Here is a 17,145-nt window from a genome sequence, read left to right on the forward strand (position 1 = left end):
CTGGTACAGCAGCGCGTTAACGATCTCGCGCATCTGGTACTTGCCCTGGTGGCCGCTGACCGAAGGGTGGGCGGCCTTCCATGCCGTGATCACCGGCTCGATGAGGGCCCACCGCTCATCGGATAAGTCCGTCGCGTACGGCTTGCGTTCACTCACCCGGCCATCTCAACACGTCCACGCCCACCAGGCAGGCATAACGCTACAGATTCACTCGATCACACTATGACATCAGGGACATCGACCCGCAGACCGCCCTCTCAGATCTTGATGACAGTGACACGTGCGCCGCACAGTGCGGCGAGGTCCTCGGGGTCGGAGGTGAGGACCGTGACGGGGGCGGGGGCAGCGAGGGCCGTCGCGCTGAGCATGGCGTCGATGGCGTACTTGTGCCCGTGCAGGCCGGCGTTGGACAAGAGTGTGGAGGCGTGGCGGGCGATTGGTTCGGTGACCGGCTCGACGATAAGGCGGGACAGCGTCCACTCCAGGGCCGGCCGGTTGACGCGGGGGTGGACCACCTCGACGAGGGTGGCCGCGGAGGTGATGACGCGGAGGTCGTCGGCACGGGCGAGAGCGAGCCAGGCGGTGACCGTACGGTCGCGTAGGACGGCCTTGGCCAGTCCCTCGCTGTCGAGGACAAGGGTGCCGCCGGGAGCGGCGGGAGAACGAGTCACGCGGCGTCCGCCCCACCATCGGCCTGTTCCCGCCGGGCCTGGTGGAGCTGGTCGCGCAGTGCCTGTATCTCGTCGTCGGTGATGGGGCCGTGCTCGGCCTCGGCGACCTGGATGAGCTCGTTGAGGTTGTCGCGCTCGATCTGGCGGGCGACGGCGGCGGCGACGTAGGCGGACAGGCCGGAGGGGCCGCTTCGGGATCGGGCGGCCTCGGCGATGCCGCGCGGCATGGTGATCGAATACTTGCCAGTAGGCTCGCTCATGCTCTCTATGCTACCTCTCATCCTCCCGCGATCTCGCGACCGCCTGTTGGCGTCGGAGGACCGCCACCGGTGAGTTGGGCACCGGTGAGAGCCGAGCGGTCGCGTTTCCGGTGCACTCATCGCATTCGCACCTGTGGAGGAGGCGATCAGCGGTCCCGAGCAGGGTGGCCTCCTGCCAGGCCGCCATGGCGTCCGCTACCGCGCCTGGCCACAGCTCCGGCGCTCGGCCGCCGGCGGGCCGGTGGGACCTGACTTTCGACAGGGGCATCGGTAGACGATCGGCGGATGATGCGCCGGGCTCGGCTTCGACAGGCTGATGCCGTGAACACATTCTTTCCGGGGCGGTGGATCGGCGGTGTGGCGCTCATCCTGGGGCCGGTGGTCATGTGCGCCGGGTATCTGCTGCGCCACCTGAGCACCGTCACCGCCCTCACCCCTCAGCAGCACGCCTGGGCCGAGGCGCAGCCTTTCGCCGCCTACGGACAACTCCTCGCCTACACCTCAGAACCCGCCCTGCTCACCCTCTCCTACGCGGTCTTCGCACTGGGAGCGATCCTGCTCTTCCCCGCCTTCGCCGCCCTGGCCCAGCGCGTGGGCGGCGGCCTCGCCTGCTGGGGGGCGACTCTGCTGGTCGCCGGGCTCTTCGCCCGCCTGTACTTCGCCGGCGCGGATCAGACCGCCTTCCAGCTCACGGAGGTCATGGGGCTGGAACAGGCGACGAACGCGATCATGAAGGAGTACGTGGACATCTCCTACGGGCCGTGGCGGATTCCGGTGTGGGCCTCGGTCGGCCAGTACGCGGGCTCTCTCCTGCTGGCCATCGCCGCCTGGCGCTCAGGCGTCCTCGGCACCGCCCGCTCCTTGATGGTGCTGCTGGCAGGAGGCACCTGGATGGGTGTGCTGAAGGGCGCCTCCGTTCCCGACGTCCTGGTCACCGGGCTGCTCTGCGTGGCGCTGGTCCCGCTGGGCGTGCAGGTGTGGCGGGGGCGGCCGTCTGCCCCGGCCGGGCGGTCGAAGGTGCTGAGCTGGTGAGGAAGGGTCCGCGGCCCGGAGGCCAGGAGGTCATGGGCCGTGGCTTGGTAGGGTGCCCAGGTCGCACCGCTCGGTGAGGTACGGCAGCGTTCCCAGGGAGAGGACACCAGGCGACGATGCAGGCGTCAGAACTCCAGCGTGCGAAGGCCGTGGCCATGTCGATCGCCGCCTCACTCGGCCTGCCGGCCGACGACGCGGTCGTCCTGCATGACTCGAACAAGCTCACCCTGCGGCTGCTGCCCTGTGACGTCCTGGCGCGGGTGGCGCCGGTGGCGCATCAGGTCGCACAGTTCGAGGTCCAGCTTGCTCAGCGGCTCGCCGGCTCAGGGTGTCCTGTGGCCGCCCTCGAGCCGCGGGTGGAGCCGCGCGTCCATGAACGCGATGGCTTCGAGGTCACGCTGTGGACCTACTACGAGCCCGTGAACCCTGGCGAGATCCCGCCGGCCGACTTCGCCGATGCGCTCCAGCGGCTGCATGCCGGCATGCGCGAGCTCGATGACGTCCCGACGCCGCACTTCACGGATCGGGTCGAGGAGGCCCAGCGGCTCGTGGCGAGCCGCGAACGCACGCCGGCGCTCGCCGACGCGGACCGGGCGCTGCTCGGCGACACGTTACGGCGCCTGAGACGGGTGATCGGCGAGCGCGGCGCCCCCGAGCAGTTGTTGCACGGCGAGCCGCACCCGGGCAACCTGCTCGCCACGGAGAACGGGCTGCTGTTCATCGATTTCGAGACGTGTTGCCGTGGGCCTGTCGAGTTCGACCTCGCCCATGCGCCCGAAGAAGTCGGCAAGCACTATCCGGGTGTCGATCAGGACTTGCTGCGCGAGTGCCGGATCCTCATGCTGGCGATGATCACAGCGTGGCGGTGGGATCGAGACGACCAACTGCCGGACGGGCGCCGGCTGGGCGTGGAGTGGCTCGGTCAGATCCGAGCGGCGCTCGATCACGACAGGCTGGACGGCCGTGGTTGATCGCGGGCCTTCGACGTCGCGGCCGGTCGGCCGGCTGTCGACGCCGGGAGCTGCCGTGATCCGCCTCGCCTGACGCGGCGGGGAAACTCCGTGGCGACGCGCTGGTGGCCACGCCATGATGACCTGATGCGCAAGGCGACCGCCTACCATGACGCACTCGGCGATCACTTCGCCGAACGTGCGCAGACCAGTCCCTACAACGCCTACACCGACAGACCGGCGATGCTCGGACTCGCGGGGGAGGTCTCCGGGGCCAGAATTCTGGATGCGGGCTGTGGGGCAGGCCATTACGCGGCCGAGCTCTTGGCTCGTGGAGCTCGGGTGGTCGGCATCGACGGCAGCGCCACGCTGCTGCGCCACGCGCGGGCACGCGTGAACGGCGATGCGGAACTGCGTCTCCACGATCTTGAGGAGCCGCTCGGCTTCGCCGCCGACGGGTCCTTCGACGGGGTGGTCTGCGCCCTCGTGTACGAGCACGTCAGGAACCGCGTGCAACTGCTGAGCGAACTACGCCGCGTCCTTCGGCCTGGTGGCTGGCTCCTGGTTTCGACCACCCATCCCACAGCCGACTGGCGCCACTTCGGCGGCTCGTACTTCAGCCACGACTGGCGGGACCTGCCCCTCGGGGACAGCGAGCTCTCGATCCACTACCAGCGCATGCCGCTGGAGACCTTCCTGGGTGAGCTGCTGGCCGCCGGGTTCGTGCTGGAGCAGTTGATCGAGCCGCGCCCCACGGCCGACCTTCGGGAGATCGACGAGGCCGCCTACGACAAGCTCCATCGGACGCCGTCGTTCCTTGCGGTGAAGCTGCGACGTCCTTGATGGTCACGGGGTCCGGAGGGGACCCCGTGACGGGCTGGAGGGCGGGCATGGTGGTCAGGCGGCGTCGAGGGCTTCGGTGATCTTGCGGGCCATGTCGGTCGTGGTGGGGTTGGGCCGGCCCTGCTGAGCGGCGTCGACGGCGACGGTGACGGTGCGGCGGAAGTTGTCGGCCTCGTCGGGGGCGTGCTGCTTGAGCAGGGTGATGGAGGCGGTCAGGGCGGGCAGCACCTGGTCGGCGAGCTCGGCCACGGTCTTGCCGTACTTCACGCCCTTGGGGGCCTTGGCCAGGATGTGGCCGACCAGGCCGGTGGCCGAGGTCAGGGCGATGGAGCCGTTGGTGGCGGCCTTGTGGGCCGAGCCGGCGGCGCCGGCGGCCGACATCAGCGAGACCGCGCCCCAGGCGGCGATGCGGAGGGTGAGCTGGTCCTGGCCGGAGAGGGTGATCGACATGGCGGGTGCTCCTTGGAGAGTTTCCGGTTGAACGGGCGGGCGTTGCACCGTTCATGTCGTTCACGATCGTCGACCGCGCTGATACTGGGCCGTCGCCGTGCTGATGCGACCGCTGACATGACGGCTGTGCGGTGGGAGCCTGGTCAGCGGGCGGGATCAGCGGGCGGCACCGCCGCTGTCGCCGATCATGCGCGGCCGGGCATGGAGCGGGTGTTCCACCCGAGCCTCGCCTGGGCTTGGGACGCCACCTCGGGATGCGGGTCCTCGGCGAGAACCCGCAGAACGGCTTGCGGGGTGGAGGGCCATGCGGCCAGCCACCATCGCACGTTCACCGAGGGGTCATGGGCAAGGCGTCGCAGCTCGTCGAGGGGGAGCCTGTCCGACTGCACCGCGGCCGCCCGAACGAGGGCCGACTTGTCGTTCGCGAGGATGCGATAGCCGTCGAGGGTGGTGCGGGGGTTCTGGGTGGCGCGGGCGCGAACCTTGGGGTCGGCGTCGGTCATCAGGACGGCGAGGAGGTGCGGGTCGCCGGTGTGTGCGGCCAGGCCGGCTCGAACGTCCGCGGAGGGATCTGCGGCAAGTGTCGCGTTCGTTTCCCCGTCCAAGCCGCCGCTCTCGGCGAGCAGGCGGCGCAGAACCTCGTCCGCGGAACGGCAGATGGCGCGGCGGACCTCGGCGTCGGCGGCCGGATGGTCCGGCAGTGACCAGCGGACCGACCAGTGCGGATCGTCCACCAGGACGATGAGGACCGCAGGGGGACAGGCGGGATTCTCGGCCACGGCCTGACGGGTCTTCAGGTCCGGGTCGCCGGCGAGTGCGCGTAACAGGCCTGCCGGCGCGTCGCTGCGAGCCGCCAGGGCGCGCCTGATCGTGCGAGACGGGTCCGCGGCCATGGCTTCGAGGAGCTCCGGGGGTGTGCCGGGATCGGCCGCCACGGCCAGCCGGACCGCGACCTTCCTGGCGCGGGCGCGTGCCGCGAGGTCGGTTCCGCCGCTCGTCTCCGAAGCCGTTGGTCGTGGCCGCACCGTTCCGTCCTCACTCGAAGGGAGGCAGCATCATCGCAGCCGGCACCGACAGTCCGGCTTCGGCAGGCGGCCGTTTCGCGCTCGGGCAGTCCTCAAGGGACGGGGTCCGGTTCGAGGGCCCGCCAGTTCAGGTGTTCCCGGCGGAGGCGTTCCATGGCCATCCAGCCGAGCGAGAACGGCAGGCCCCCCAGCGCGACGACCGACAGGACGTCGAGCCCGGTCACGTCGAAGACGCCGCCGATGTCGCCGAACAGCTGGGCGACGGTCTGGAAGGCCAGGTGGAAGCCGATGCCCGCCCAGATGTCGCCCGTGGCGATGCGGAAGCCGCCGAGGAGCAGGGCGAACAGGAAGAAGATGACGAGGCGTTCGAGGGAGGTGGCGGATCCGGTCAGGAAGCCGAAGAGGGTGAACAGGGCGGCCTGGGCGAGGACCGCCTGCCAGGCCGGCACCACGGTCATGAGGTTGCGCTGCAGGTAGCCGCGGAAGACGAGTTCCTCCGGCAGCGCCTCGTACAGGAGGACGAGGACGATCAGGAGCAGCGCCGCCTGGAGGGCGTCCGCGGCGGAGGCGCGCAGGCTGATCTCGGTCCAGCCGAAGCCGAGACAGAGCGCGAACCCGCAGGCGGCGGGGATGAGCCAGCAGGCCATGCCGAGCAGCAGGTTGCGCCAGCCGGTACGTGGGGAGGGCAGCCCGAGGCCGGCCCAGGGGCGGCGGTCGAGCAGGCGGCGCGCGGCCACGATCACGGGGACGACGAGGACCGTCGTCAGGATCGCCCTGGCGGCATGGGTGAAGCGGTCGTAGTCGTAGCCGAGCGGGGTGCCGTGGTAGACGAACAACCACAGCAGGACGGCGGCGGCGAAGACGATGAGTATGCGCCAGATCGGGGCGGGACGAGAATCGCGGGCTCTTTCGGGGTCGGACACGTCAGGCTCGCTCTCCACGAATGGCCTGGCAATGGCTTTCGGCAGGCTCCGGCCGCGTTCAAGGAGAGTCGGGTGCGCCGGGCCGGTACTGCCAGACGAATTCCAGCCACGGCGGGGCGACTCCCGTGAAATGCGCCCAGCTGCCCGGTTCCGCGCCGGGATAGTCGCCTCGCACTTCCGACAGGAACGTCAGCACGAAGCCTTCCCGGATCAAGCTGTTGGTCATCCGGCTCAACGTCTGCCGGTACTCCCTGGGTTCCCGGATGCGGTTGCCGGACGGCCTTCTGTCGTAGACCCATTCCTGGTCGGGATAGGAGGTCGTGGTCTCGTCCGTGTAGGGCTGGGTGAGCGTGTAACCGGCGCCGTTCCAGGAATGGTGAGTGAGCCCGGAGAAGAACGGGTTGGCGCACATCAGGTAATAGTGGCCGCCTTTTCCGACGACTTTCGCGACCTCGCGGAAGACGATCCGGCAGTCGGGGACGAAGGTCAGCGAGTACGGATGCCAGACCAGCTCGAAGGAGGAGCCGCCGAGGGCCGACAGGTCGCGCATGTCCCCCTGGACCGTGCGGACGGTGGCGCCGTAGTGCTCCGCGGCCGAGCGGTCCCGCTCCAGTTGGCCCGAGGAGATGTCGAAGACCGTCACGTCGGCCCCCAGCAGGGCGAAGGCCGCCGACTGCTGCCCGCCTCCGCCCGCCAGGCAGAGCACCTTCCGGCCGGCGAGGTCGCCGGGGAGGCCGAGCCGTTCCAGGCCCAGATAGGCCCGGGCCTTCTCCTCGTCCAGGTCGAGCATGGGGCGGGTGAACAACGCGTCCGCCTCCACCAGGGCTTCCCAGCGTTCCGCGTTGTAGCGGTAGACCTCGTCCTGCACGGCGAACACCCTAACCCTCGCCCCACGGCGGGGACGAGCCATTAAGTCCCGGGAAGTCGCGTCTGCGGCGGATCGGGCTGAGCAGGAGGACGGCGAGCGAGCCGAGCTGGACGGCGGCCATCAGCCACATGGTCTCCCGGACCCCGATCGACTCGCCCAGCATGCCGCCGAGCAGCCCGCCGAGGGGGATCGCTCCGTAGTTCAGCGTCGAGGTGCTCGCGGTGATCCGCCCGAACAGCTCGGGCGGGCAGTACTGCTGGCGGAAGGTGCTGGTCAGGATGTTCGAGGCGACGATGCCCGCGCCCGCGCAGAAGCCCGACAGGGTGAAGCAGGCCAGGCCCGCGCCGCCGTCGCCGACCGGCCCGAGCAGCAGCATCGGCGCGGCGAACGCCTCGCACAGCAGGAACCCGCGCGCCGTGCCGAACCGGGCGGCGACGCGGCCGGCCAGCGCCGCCCCGAACAGGCCGCCCGCGCCGGCCAGCGCCAGCACCAGGCCGACCTGGCCCGCGCCCGCGCCGAGCTGCCGGGCGAGGAACACGACCTGGATCGACTGGTAACCCATCAACGCGAGGTTGGACATCGCGCTGAAGAGGGTGAGCGTGCGCAGGTACGGGTCGGGGACGACGAACCGTACCCCGTCGCGGATCTCCGCGAGCAGCCGCCGCTCCGCCGTGCCGCGCGGGCGGGCCTCGCGCGTGCGTACGGAGCGCAGGCAGAGCGCGGCTACCGCGAAGCCGGCCGCGTCGGCCAGCACGCCGCTGACCGCGCCGAAGACGTGCGCGAGGAGCCCAGCCAGGCCGGGGCCGGCGATCTGCGCCGCCGATTCGCTGCCCTGGAGCTTGGTGTTGGCCTCCAGCAGCCGCTCGCTTCCCACCAGGACGGGCAGGTACGCCCGGTAGGCGAGGGTGAAGAACACCTTCGCCACCCCGCCCACCGTGGCCACCAGGAGCAGGTGCGCCATCGTGAGCCCGCCCAGCCACGCCGCGACCGGCACGCTCGCGAACGCCACCGCCGACACGGTGTTGCAGGCCAGCATCACCGGCCGTTTCCGCATCCGGTCCACCCAGGCGCCGGCGGGCAGCCCGGCCACCAACCACGGCACCCAGGCGGCCGCGGTCAGCAGCCCGACGGCGAGGGTGCCGGCGTCCAGCGTCACCACGGCGACCAGGGGGAGTGCGACGCCGGCGACGGAGCTGCCCAGCATGCTGGTCGTCTCGCCGGCCCACAACAGCCGGAAGTCGCGCATCCCCAGCAGCCCGCCGCGCGTGACCGGCGAGGCCGGGGTCACGGCTGTCCGGGCACGGCACGGACGGTGAGGAAGACGAGCTTGCGCTCCTGCCCGTCGTCGGGGATCTCTCTGTCGGCCAGGGAGGACAGCAGGGCGAGGATCCGTTCCTCCAGCTCGGCGAGCTCGGCGACCGACAGCCGCGCCCAGTGGTCGGAGGTGAACGCCGCTCGCCGCCACGGCTCCGGGTAGCCGTCGCGCTCGGCGAACCACTGCCTGACCAGGCCGGCCTGGCGGTCGAGCAGCAACGATTCCGCGGCCGCCGCGACGGGGTCGCCGGGGAAGTCCGACGGCGACCAGCTCAGGACGTCCGGCGATCTGCGCCACCAGCGTTCGCGGCGGTCGCGGGCGAGCTCGGGGGCCTCCTCCACGAGCTCGCAGGCGGCGAGGACCTTGAGGTGGTGGCTGATGTTGCCGACGGCCTGGCCGGTCCTGGCGGCGAGGGCGGAGGCCGTCGAGGGGCCGTCGACCCGGAGGAGGTCGAGCAGGCGCCGGCGCAGGGGATGGGACATCGCGGCCAGCACCTTGGAGTCGCGGATCTCGCGCGTCGGGCGGTCGGGCATGGGCCCAGCGTAGATGCACAAGAGCCCTTGTACAACAACTCTTGTGGGTCAGCTTCGGAGCTGGGTGTTGAGCCGGGCGGCCTGGCGGGTGAGGTGATCCCGCTCGGGCAGGTTGGGCGCCGATCGGGCGGCTTCGGCGTAGAGGCGTGCCGCCGTCACCAGGTCGCCGTCACGCTCGTGCAGGTACGCCGCGGCGGCGGTGTGGCGGGGCAGGGAGGGGTCGACCTCGGCCAGGGCGGCCAGGCCGGCGCGCGGGCCGTCGGCCTCGCCGACCGCGACGGCCCGGTTGAGGCGGGCCACGGGGCTGCCGGTGAGGCGCACGAGCTCGTCGTACCACTCGACGATCTGCACCCAGTCGGTCTCCGCGGCCGTGAGGGCGTCGGCGTGCAGCGCGGCGATCGCGGCCTGGGCCTGGAACTCGCCCAGCCGGTCGCGGGCGAGGGCGGCCTGGAGCACGTCCACGCCCTCGGCGATCAGGCGGGTGTCCCACAGGCCGCGGTCCTGCTCGGCGAGCGGCACGAGCCTGCCGCCTGGGCCCGTCCGTGCGGCGCGGCGGGCGTGGTGCAGCAGCATGAGTGCGAGCAGGCCCGCCACCTCCTCGTGCTTCGTCCTGGCCGCGAGCTGGCGGGTGAGCCGGATCGCCTCGGCGGCGAGGTCCACGTCGCCGGAGTACCCCTCGTTGAAGACGAGGTAGAGCACGCGCAGCACCGTGGCGACGTCACCGGGCTGGTTGAACCGGACGGCCGAGACGGTCCGCTTGGCCCGGCTGATGCGCTGCGCCATCGTCGCCTTCGGCACCAGGTAGGCCTGCGCGATCTGGCGGGTGGTCAGGCCGCCGACCGCGCGCAGCGTCAGCGCGACGGCCGAGGCGGGGGTCAGCGACGGGTGCGCGCACAGGAAGTAGAGCTGGAGCGTGTCGTCCACCTCCTCGCCCGGTCCGGGTTCGGGCTCGCCCTCGACGAGCACCTCGCGGTGCCGCCTGGAGGTGTCGGCGCGGGCGGCGTCGAGGAACTTGCGCCAGGCGACGGTGACCAGCCAGCCCTTGGGGTCGCGCGGCGGACCGTCCGGCCACACGCGCACGGCCTCGATCAGGGCTTCCTGTACGGCGTCCTCGGCCGCCGCGAAGTCGGCCCCGCGACGGACCAGGACGCTGATCACCGTGGGAGTCAGGGCCCGTAGCAGGGGCTCGTCCACCGTTCGTCACTCCGTGACGGTCGGGCACGCGGACATGAACGGGCGTACTTCGAGCCACTCGTGGATCGGCTCGCCACCCGCGCCCGGAGCCGCGGACAGCTCCGCGGCCAGCTCGAGCGCCCGCTCGTACGTCTCGACGTCGATCACCATCCAGCCGGCGATCAGGTCCTTGGTCTCCGCGAAGGGGCCGTCGGTGACCGGCGGCCGCCCCTCGCCGCCGTACCGGACGAACGTGCCCTCCGGGGAGAGCTCCTGGTTGTCGACGAACTCGCCGGTGCTCCTGAGCCGGGCGGCGAAGTCCCGCATGTACTGCACGTGGGCCGAGAGCTCCTCCGGCGTCCACTGGTCCATCGGCACGTCGTTGGCCGCCGCCGGCGCGCCCCGGTAGTGCTTGAGGAGCAGGTACTTGGCCATCGTGTTCTCCTTTGTGCGGTACGGCCCATTGTGGCCGGTGTTCACTGCGGGGACGGAGCCGCGCGCGGGTTCTCGACATCCCGCCGACACGAATCTTCAGAGGCGGCGTTCCTCTCTCTGCCGGATCAGCTCCTCGACCGCGCTCGGCAGGGTCGTCTCGAAGTCGATCAGCTTCGCCCACGTCGGGGTCACGACGACCCGCACCATGCCGTCGTAGAGCGAACGCACCTCCGCCTCCCACTCGACCCGCTGCTCGGGGGTCATCCGGTAGGAGCCGTTCATCTGGAGGTACTCGTCCGGGATGCCCTCGACGACGTCCAGCTCGGCCCGGCCGCGGATGAGCAGGATCTTGGGCGGGTGCACCTCGGTGTCGATCGTCAGGGCGACCATCGGGTTCTCGCGCAGGGCGTGGAGCTTCGGGGCGTTCTTCGTGGTGCACATGACGATCTCCGCGCCGTTCCAGGTGAACCCGATCGGGACGTTGCGGGGAGTTCCGTCCTTGGCGACGTAGGCCAGCCGGGTCAGGTCGCGGGCCAGCAGTTCCTGGCTGTACGGGCGGTTCAGAACCTCGGCGATCTCGTTGGGCTGCATGGGCGTTCCCTTCCGTCGCGGCGGCCGGTGGTGGCCGCTGATGTCCCTGGGACGGAGCCGGGCGGGCATTCTCGACATCCATCGGCGCGCGAATTTTTCACTGAAGCCGGAGCCGGAGCGTCGCCGCGGTGGGGAGGTGGTCGCTGCCGGTGGCGGGCAGCGTCCAGGTGGTGGCCGGGGTCGCGCCGCGGGCCATGATGTGGTCGATCCGGGCGAGAGGGAAGGCGGCGGGCCAGGTGAAGCCGAACCCGTCGAGCGCCGGGGCCAGCAGGGAGGTGAGCGGGGACAGGCCGCGGTCGTGCACGGTGCCGTTGAGGTCGCCCAGCAGGACGATCCGCTCCAGCTTCTCGGCGGCCACGGCGGTGGCCAGCGCGGCGGCGCTCTCGTCGCGCCAGGCCGTGCCGAAGCCGTCCTGAGGGCGGAGGCGCACCGAAGGGAGATGGGCGACATATGCCGCTATATCGCCTACCGGGGTTCGTACGGTGGCGCGCAGTCCGCGGTTCCAGTCGGCGGTGACGTCCTGGGGTTTGATGGCGACGGGGCGGCCGTCGGCGAGGGGAAGCCTGGACCAGAGCCCGACGGTGCCCACGACCACGCGATGGGGGTGCTCCGGAGCGAGGGCGGCCTCGTAGACGGGCAGGGCCTGGGGTGTCAGCTCCTGCAGGGCGATGAGGTCGGCTCCGGCGCCGGCGAGGGCGCGGGCCGTCCCCCCGGGATCGGCGTTGTCGTCGGCGACGTTGTGCTGGAGCACCGTGAGGGTGGGCCCCGGTTCAGGGCCGCCCGCGATCACCGAGCCGGGGAACACCGACGTGCCGAACATGATCACCCAGACCGTCGCCGGCAGGGCCACGGCCGTGAGCGCGATGGCCGAGCGCCGTGACGACGCCAGGACGAGCAGCGCCACGACCACCAGGCCGAGCCAGGGAAGGAACGTCTCCAGCAGGCTGCCCACGTTGCCCACGGCGTTGGGGACGGCGGAGTGGAACGCCAGCAGCCCGGCGACCAGCACGGCCGACGAGATCAGGACCCACGGCCTGCGGGCGCGCGGGCTCGTGTCCCGGCGCGCGTCGCGCGTCACCGATCGAGCTGCTCGACGAGGAGGCGCAGCAGCGTCTCGGGCGCCTCGACGTGCGGGTCGTGCCCCGTCGGCAGGGACACCTGCCGGACCAGCGGGCACTCCTGCGTGACCGCGTCGAGCTGCCGCCGCGTCCACGAGCAGTACGCCTCCCAGGCCGGTACGAGCCGGTCGGGGAACACCGCGGCGAAGGCCATCGCATCACCGCTGACCACCAGCAGCGGGCATCGCGCGCCCCGATAGACGGGGAACAGGTCCGGGCGTCTATCTCCCGCATGACCTGCAGGAACGGCTCCGGAAGCCCCCGGCCCAGCTCCGCCAGGAACGCGGTCATCTCCCGGCAGGCGGTGGCCGCCGCGGCCTCGTCCAGGCCGGCGAACTGGTCGGGGCGCGTCGGGTTGCCGTGGCCGTCGAGGTTCACCGCGAGCCGGCACTCCGGATGCCCGGCCGCCCACAGGGCCGCGACCATGCCGCCGAGGGAGTGGCCGACGATCACCGGCCGGCGCAGCCCGTACGCGCCCGCGACGGCGGTGACGTCCCCGAGCGCCGCCGCCCACGACCACGGCGCGGCTCCGGACTCCCCGTGACCGCGCAGGTCCATGGACACCGGCCGGAAGCCGGCGCCCACGAGCAGCCCGGCGAAGGCCTCCCAGTCGCCGCGCGTCCGGCCGCCGCCGTGCAGCAGCAGCACGTCCTGTCCGGATCCGCCGTGGTCCTCCGCCACGATCGGCACGCCGCCGCCCACGACCGTGGTCGCCCCGGTGCTCATCTCGGATCGAGGAGCAGATAGTCGATCTTGCCGTCGTCCCCGACGGAGATCTTCGTGTCGTACTTCTTGGCTAACGCCGGGATCGATCGCATGGGGCTCCTGGAGATCAGCTTTGCGGAGAGCAGGAATGCTAGCAACCCGCCCCGACGGAAAAGCGCCGGCGCGGGCCGTCGGCACACAGGTCAGAGCAGGACGACGGGGTTGGTGAGCGCCGCCATGCGGCCGTCCGCGTGACGGATCTCGACGCGGACGAACGCCGACTCCGCCGCGCCGGTCCGCCACTCCACGATGCCCGCCCCGCCGCCGGGCAACGACTCGCGCAGCACCGTACCGAGTTCGGTGTGAAAGGTGACGGCGCCGGAGGGGACGCCGCGCACGTCCACCCGGACGGCGACCGGCTCGCCGCCGGTATCCAGGCGCTCCCCGATGCCGGCGCGGCCGTCGCCGGCGGTCGCCTCGAAGGACAGCTCGATCGCGGCCGATCCGGCGATCCAGCTCCGGCCGGCGCGGATCCCCGCGAGCAGGGCGGGGCCGCTGAGCTCATCGGCCAGGACGACGGTGTGCGGCGTGCCCAGCTGCCCCTCAAGATGGGTGTCGCTGTTGCCCATCGCGGGCCGCCACGAGCCCCGGTGGACGTCATGGGCCAGTCCGCGGCCCCATTCGGCCAGCGCGGCCTCGTTGTTCGCGTTCCACGGCAGGCCGGAGGTCCACTGGCCGTTCCACACCTCCACCACGTCGAACCCCTGGTACGGGTACATGAACACCCCGGACGGGTACGGCGCGTGCGGGTGGGCCGCCACGCACAGGCCGCCGGAGTGGCGCACCTGGCCCAGGTGGCGGTCCACGGCGTCGTCGCGGACGCCGTAGCGCCATTCGACCACTTCGCCGGGGGCGAGGCCGAGCGCCAGCCAGTGGCCGGTGCGGGTGGTCACCTCCTGGCCGGGGATCACCAGCAGGTCGTCGCCGGACAGCGAGGCCCACTCGTCGTGCGCGGCGGGGGTGTTGTGCTCGGTGACGGCGATGAAGTCGAGCCCGGCGGCGCGCGCGGCGGCAGCCAGGTGCGACGGCGTCAGGTCCGCGCCGTGCGAGAGGAACGAGTGCACATGGCAGTCACCGCGGAACCAGCGTCGCGGGCCATGATCCGTCGCCATCCCGGCAGCATACTAAGCGGGTGGCGCCGCGTCCTCGGTGGTGATGCGGGTGCCGATGTCCTCGCCCTCGCAGATCGCCCGCATGACGCCCCTGGCGGCCACGTCGAAGACGTGCATGCGCAGGCCCTGCTCGTTGGCCAGCACGAACGCGCTCTCGTCCATGACCCGCACCCCGGCCGCCAGCGCCTCCCGGTAGGTGAGGTTCGTGTAGCGCTTGGCGTCGGGATCGAGGTTCGGGTCGCTGTCGTACACGCCGTCCACGCCGCGCTTGGCCACCAGCAGGGCGTCCGCGTCGAGCTCCAGGGCCCGCTGCACGGCGGGGTAGTCGGTCGTGACGTACGGCTGGCCGATGCCGCCGGCCAGCAGCACGATGAGGTCGCGGCGCAGGTGCCGGTCGGCGCGCAGCCGGATGAACGGCTCGGCCACGCTCTGCATGGGCATGGCGGTCATGACCCGCACGTCCGTGTCCGAGCGGGCGGTCAGCACGCCGCGCAGCATCAACGCGTTCATGACCGTGCCCAGCATGCCGATGTTGTCGGCCTCGGCCCTGCCGATGCCCCAGCCCTCCGCCATGCGCCCGCGGAAGTAGTTGCCGCCGCCGATCACCACGGCGATCTGCACGCCGAGGTCGTGGACGGAGAGGATCTCGTCGGCGAGCTGGGCCAGGCTCGCCGGGTCGGTGCCCCAGCCGGCCTCTCCGGAGAGTGCCTCGCCGCTGAGCTTGACCACGACACGTGAGTAACGACGCATGCCCGCAATCCCTTCGCGGTCGCGCGCTTGGCGACCCGGACAAGGATACGTGGCCTTCGTCCGCTCCCAGGGGCAGCGGAGCGCGGTCGAGATCTGCCGGCCGCAGGGCGCGGTCGAGGTCCGCATCGGCGCCGTCACGGACGGCCGCAGGGCACCGACGCGGGTCTACTGGGCGCAGGGCGCCGGCGAGGCCGTCACAGGGCCAGCACGCCGACCGTCTGGTCGCCGCTCACTTCCCCGGTGAGCTCGAACCCGAGCTTGCGGTAGAACCCCTCGGGCCCGCCGTCGCCCGGGTGCCACGTGACGTACATCCGCGTCGCCCCCCGCCGCCTGAGCTCGGCCGCCACGGACGAGACGGCGAACCGCCCGACCCCGCGCCCCTGCGCGCCGGGTGTCACGTTGAGCCGCCACAGCCCGGACCGGAAGTCGACCCCCTTGCCGTTCCAGTCGATGTCGAGGAACGCCATGAGGAACCCCACCGCGTCGGACCCGTCGAGGATGAGGCGCGGCCAGGCCGTCCGGGGATGGACGTAGGCCTCGGCCAGCGACTTCACCACCGACGTGACGAAGTGCTCCTGGTCGGGGCGGACCCGTACGGCGATGGCCGCGTCGAGGTTGGCGGGGGTGACGGGCACGAGGCGCAGGTCAGGCGTCATGGGCGGATCCTGTGGGAAGGCGGGACGGTCGCTCCAGTGGACTCCCGCCGGGCGACCCGCCGCCACTCGTTTTCGGCGCGGGGCCTCGGAGTAGTGGCCGAAGTGCTGCTGCCTCCGGCGCTCGGCGAGACCGATGGCCGTCATGGCCACGCCGGCCAGCAGCGCCAGCGCGCAGACCAAGGGGATGAGGTCCCACCGCGAGGTCGCGGCGGTGACGATGGCGATCGGCACGCCCGCATCACCGCTCCAGCGCCAGTTTCACGCCGAGCCCGACGAAGATGCCGCCCGTGGCGACGTCGATGCGGCGCCGGGCGGCGCGCCGGTGGCGCAGCCAGCCGCCGATGCGGCCCGCGAGCACGCCGACCGCGCCGTCCACGAGGAATTCCAGCGCGATGAGAATGACCCCGAGAATCGCGAACTGCAGCCACACCTGACCCAGGCTCGGATTGATGAACTGCGGGAGGAAGGCGATGGTGAAGGTGACCATCTTCGGGTTCAGCAGGTTGGTCGTCAAACCGCTCAGGTATGCCCGGCGCCCCGACATGCCGCCGCCGCCCACCGCCACCTCCAAGGGGCTGTCGTCGCGGTTGCGGATGGCCTGGACACCCAGGTAGATCAGGTACGCGGCCCCGGCGATCCGCACCACCGTGAACGCGACCGGCACCGCCTCGAACAGCGCCGCAAGACCCGCCGCCGCCACCGCGACGTGAACGGCCTCGCTGGTGGCCACGCCGGCGGTGGCGAGCAGGCCGGCCCGGGGGCCGCCACGCATCCCGCACCCCAGCACGAACAGCATGTCCGGTCCCGGGGTGATCATGGCCACGATCGTGGTTACGGTGAAAAGCGCAAGAAGATGGGAGTCGATAGGCATGGCCGAATTCTCCCACGACGCCCAAAAAGATGGGAAAAATGGTGACATCTACCTGGGATGAGGCGTTCGCGGATCGATATGCGGAATGGTCGGCGCACATGGCGGCCGACATCGCGTTCTACGTCGGCCTCGCCCAGGAGGCGGACGGGCCGCTCGTCGAGCTGGCGATCGGGAACGGGCGGGTCGCCATCCCGGTCGCGCGGGCGACGGGGCGGCGCGTCACCGGCGTCGACCTCTCCCCGGCCATGCTCGAACAGGCCCGCACGAACGCCGCCGAGCAGGGCGTCCGGCTCGACCTGCGCGAGGGCGACCTGCGCGAGCTCACCCTGGAGGAGCCGGCGGCGCTGGTCTACTGCCCGTTCCGGTCGCTGCAGCACCTCCCGACCTGGGCCGACCGCCGCCGCGTCTTCGAGCGGGTCGCCGCGTCGCTGCGCCCAGGGGGCCGCTTCGCCTGGAACGCCCTCGCCTTCGACCACCACCTCGCCGCCCGCTTCGACGGGATGCGCCGGCAGGAGCCGGTGCCGCACACGACCCGCTTCGCCGTGGGTGACAACCGGATCGACATCGTGCTGGACGACGGGGCGACGAGCTCGTCCTGGTGGGCGACGAAGAACGAGTGGCTCGGGCTGATCGACGTCGCGGGGCTGGAGCTGGAGGCGTTGTACGGGGGGTTCGCCCGCGAGCCCTTCACCGAGGACAGCCGCGAGTACGTCTTCGTCACCCGCAGGCCCGGCCGGTAGGCGGCGTCACAGCGAGCCCAGGGACGTCTCACGACCATGCGCGATCCCACCGCGAGCGCCGGGG

The 17,145-nt window shown here is 71.7% G+C and carries 21 protein-coding genes and 1 pseudogene; 4 read left to right on the plus strand and 18 right to left on the minus strand.

The window, feature by feature from the left end:
- Nucleotides 1-257: 257 nt before the first annotated feature.
- Together ACBJ32_RS53760 and ACBJ32_RS53765 are read right to left on the minus strand one after the other, a co-directional pair.
- The gene (locus ACBJ32_RS53760; RefSeq protein WP_375133475.1) at nt 258-671 is read right to left on the minus strand and encodes a type II toxin-antitoxin system VapC family toxin; all 414 of its coding nucleotides are present in this window, start codon (nt 669-671) and stop codon (nt 258-260) included.
- On the minus strand, nt 668-931 hold the full coding sequence (locus ACBJ32_RS53765; protein ID WP_375133476.1) for a CopG family transcriptional regulator: 264 nt from the start codon (nt 929-931) through the stop codon (nt 668-670). Before ACBJ32_RS53765 ends, ACBJ32_RS53760 begins: the two co-directional genes overlap by 4 nt.
- A gap of 321 nt (nt 932-1,252) precedes the next feature.
- On the opposite strand from ACBJ32_RS53765, the gene ACBJ32_RS53770 reads away from it, so the two are divergent.
- The 3 genes from ACBJ32_RS53770 to ACBJ32_RS53780 all read left to right on the plus strand — a co-directional run bounded on the left by ACBJ32_RS53770 (nt 1,253) and on the right by ACBJ32_RS53780 (nt 3,756).
- On the plus strand, nt 1,253-1,963 hold the full coding sequence (locus ACBJ32_RS53770) for a hypothetical protein (RefSeq protein WP_375133477.1): 711 nt from the start codon (nt 1,253-1,255) through the stop codon (nt 1,961-1,963).
- Nucleotides 1,964-2,079: 116 nt separating this feature from the next.
- Nucleotides 2,080-2,934, plus strand: a complete 855-nt coding sequence (locus tag ACBJ32_RS53775) for a phosphotransferase enzyme family protein (RefSeq protein WP_375133478.1) — start codon at nt 2,080-2,082, stop codon at nt 2,932-2,934.
- Between the two features lie 126 nt (nt 2,935-3,060).
- Nucleotides 3,061-3,756 carry a class I SAM-dependent methyltransferase gene (locus tag ACBJ32_RS53780; RefSeq protein ID WP_375133479.1) on the plus strand — a complete coding sequence of 232 codons (696 nt, stop codon included), beginning with the start codon at nt 3,061-3,063 and terminating at the stop codon, nt 3,754-3,756.
- A gap of 54 nt (nt 3,757-3,810) precedes the next feature.
- On the opposite strand, the gene ACBJ32_RS53785 is transcribed toward ACBJ32_RS53780, so the two are convergent.
- From ACBJ32_RS53785 to ACBJ32_RS53860, 16 genes and pseudogenes are all read right to left on the minus strand, one after another.
- A complete protein-coding gene (locus ACBJ32_RS53785) occupies nt 3,811-4,206 on the minus strand; it encodes a hypothetical protein (protein ID WP_375133480.1) in 396 nt (131 codons plus the stop codon).
- Between the two features lie 185 nt (nt 4,207-4,391).
- A complete protein-coding gene (locus tag ACBJ32_RS53790) occupies nt 4,392-5,231 on the minus strand; it encodes a hypothetical protein (protein ID WP_375133481.1) in 840 nt (279 codons plus the stop codon).
- 92 nt (nt 5,232-5,323) lie between these two features.
- Nucleotides 5,324-6,154, minus strand: a complete 831-nt coding sequence (locus ACBJ32_RS53795) for a lysostaphin resistance A-like protein (protein ID WP_375133482.1) — start codon at nt 6,152-6,154, stop codon at nt 5,324-5,326.
- Between the two features lie 58 nt (nt 6,155-6,212).
- The gene (locus ACBJ32_RS53800; protein WP_375133483.1) at nt 6,213-7,022 is read right to left on the minus strand and encodes a class I SAM-dependent methyltransferase; all 810 of its coding nucleotides are present in this window, start codon (nt 7,020-7,022) and stop codon (nt 6,213-6,215) included.
- A 10-nt stretch (nt 7,023-7,032) separates the two neighbouring features.
- Complete coding sequence (locus ACBJ32_RS53805; RefSeq protein ID WP_375133484.1) at nt 7,033-8,310, minus strand: MFS transporter; 1,278 nt, start codon at nt 8,308-8,310, stop codon at nt 7,033-7,035.
- Nucleotides 8,307-8,870, minus strand: a complete 564-nt coding sequence (locus ACBJ32_RS53810) for a helix-turn-helix domain-containing protein (protein ID WP_375133485.1) — start codon at nt 8,868-8,870, stop codon at nt 8,307-8,309. The genes ACBJ32_RS53805 and ACBJ32_RS53810 overlap by 4 nt, the downstream gene beginning before the upstream one ends.
- Before the next feature lie 48 nt (nt 8,871-8,918).
- Entirely contained in the window at nt 8,919-10,064 is a 1,146-nt protein-coding gene (locus ACBJ32_RS53815) for an RNA polymerase sigma factor (RefSeq protein WP_375133486.1), read from the minus strand.
- Nucleotides 10,065-10,070: 6 nt separating this feature from the next.
- Nucleotides 10,071-10,478 carry a YciI family protein gene (locus tag ACBJ32_RS53820; RefSeq protein WP_357890066.1) on the minus strand — a complete coding sequence of 136 codons (408 nt, stop codon included), beginning with the start codon at nt 10,476-10,478 and terminating at the stop codon, nt 10,071-10,073.
- Between the two features lie 96 nt (nt 10,479-10,574).
- Nucleotides 10,575-11,069 (minus strand): pyridoxamine 5'-phosphate oxidase family protein, encoded by a 495-nt coding sequence (locus tag ACBJ32_RS53825; protein ID WP_375133487.1) that lies wholly within the window; start codon nt 11,067-11,069, stop codon nt 10,575-10,577.
- Nucleotides 11,070-11,166: 97 nt separating this feature from the next.
- A complete protein-coding gene (locus ACBJ32_RS53830) occupies nt 11,167-12,147 on the minus strand; it encodes an endonuclease/exonuclease/phosphatase family protein (protein WP_375133488.1) in 981 nt (326 codons plus the stop codon).
- Nucleotides 12,144-12,341, minus strand: coding sequence for a hypothetical protein (locus tag ACBJ32_RS53835; protein WP_375133489.1), 198 nt, complete (start codon nt 12,339-12,341; stop codon nt 12,144-12,146). The genes ACBJ32_RS53830 and ACBJ32_RS53835 overlap by 4 nt, the downstream gene beginning before the upstream one ends.
- A gap of 41 nt (nt 12,342-12,382) precedes the next feature.
- Nucleotides 12,383-12,913: pseudogene (locus tag ACBJ32_RS53840) on the minus strand (alpha/beta fold hydrolase); the annotation flags it as partial.
- A gap of 182 nt (nt 12,914-13,095) precedes the next feature.
- The gene (locus tag ACBJ32_RS53845) at nt 13,096-14,064 is read right to left on the minus strand and encodes a CehA/McbA family metallohydrolase (RefSeq protein ID WP_375133490.1); all 969 of its coding nucleotides are present in this window, start codon (nt 14,062-14,064) and stop codon (nt 13,096-13,098) included.
- A gap of 12 nt (nt 14,065-14,076) precedes the next feature.
- On the minus strand, nt 14,077-14,814 hold the full coding sequence (gene pyrH, locus ACBJ32_RS53850; protein WP_375133491.1) for a UMP kinase: 738 nt from the start codon (nt 14,812-14,814) through the stop codon (nt 14,077-14,079).
- Nucleotides 14,815-15,008: 194 nt separating this feature from the next.
- On the minus strand, nt 15,009-15,701 hold the full coding sequence (locus ACBJ32_RS53855; RefSeq protein WP_375133492.1) for a GNAT family N-acetyltransferase: 693 nt from the start codon (nt 15,699-15,701) through the stop codon (nt 15,009-15,011).
- Nucleotides 15,702-15,708: 7 nt separating this feature from the next.
- A complete protein-coding gene (locus ACBJ32_RS53860; protein ID WP_375133493.1) occupies nt 15,709-16,341 on the minus strand; it encodes a LysE family translocator in 633 nt (210 codons plus the stop codon).
- Nucleotides 16,342-16,379: 38 nt separating this feature from the next.
- Here ACBJ32_RS53860 and ACBJ32_RS53865 point away from each other — a divergent pair, with 38 nt between their 5' ends.
- The gene (locus ACBJ32_RS53865; protein WP_375133494.1) at nt 16,380-17,081 is read left to right on the plus strand and encodes a class I SAM-dependent methyltransferase; all 702 of its coding nucleotides are present in this window, start codon (nt 16,380-16,382) and stop codon (nt 17,079-17,081) included.
- Nucleotides 17,082-17,145: the final 64 nt, after the last annotated feature.

The organism is Nonomuraea sp. GTA35 (genome assembly GCF_041950525.1).
Classification (GTDB): Bacteria; Actinomycetota; Actinomycetes; order Streptosporangiales; family Streptosporangiaceae; genus Nonomuraea.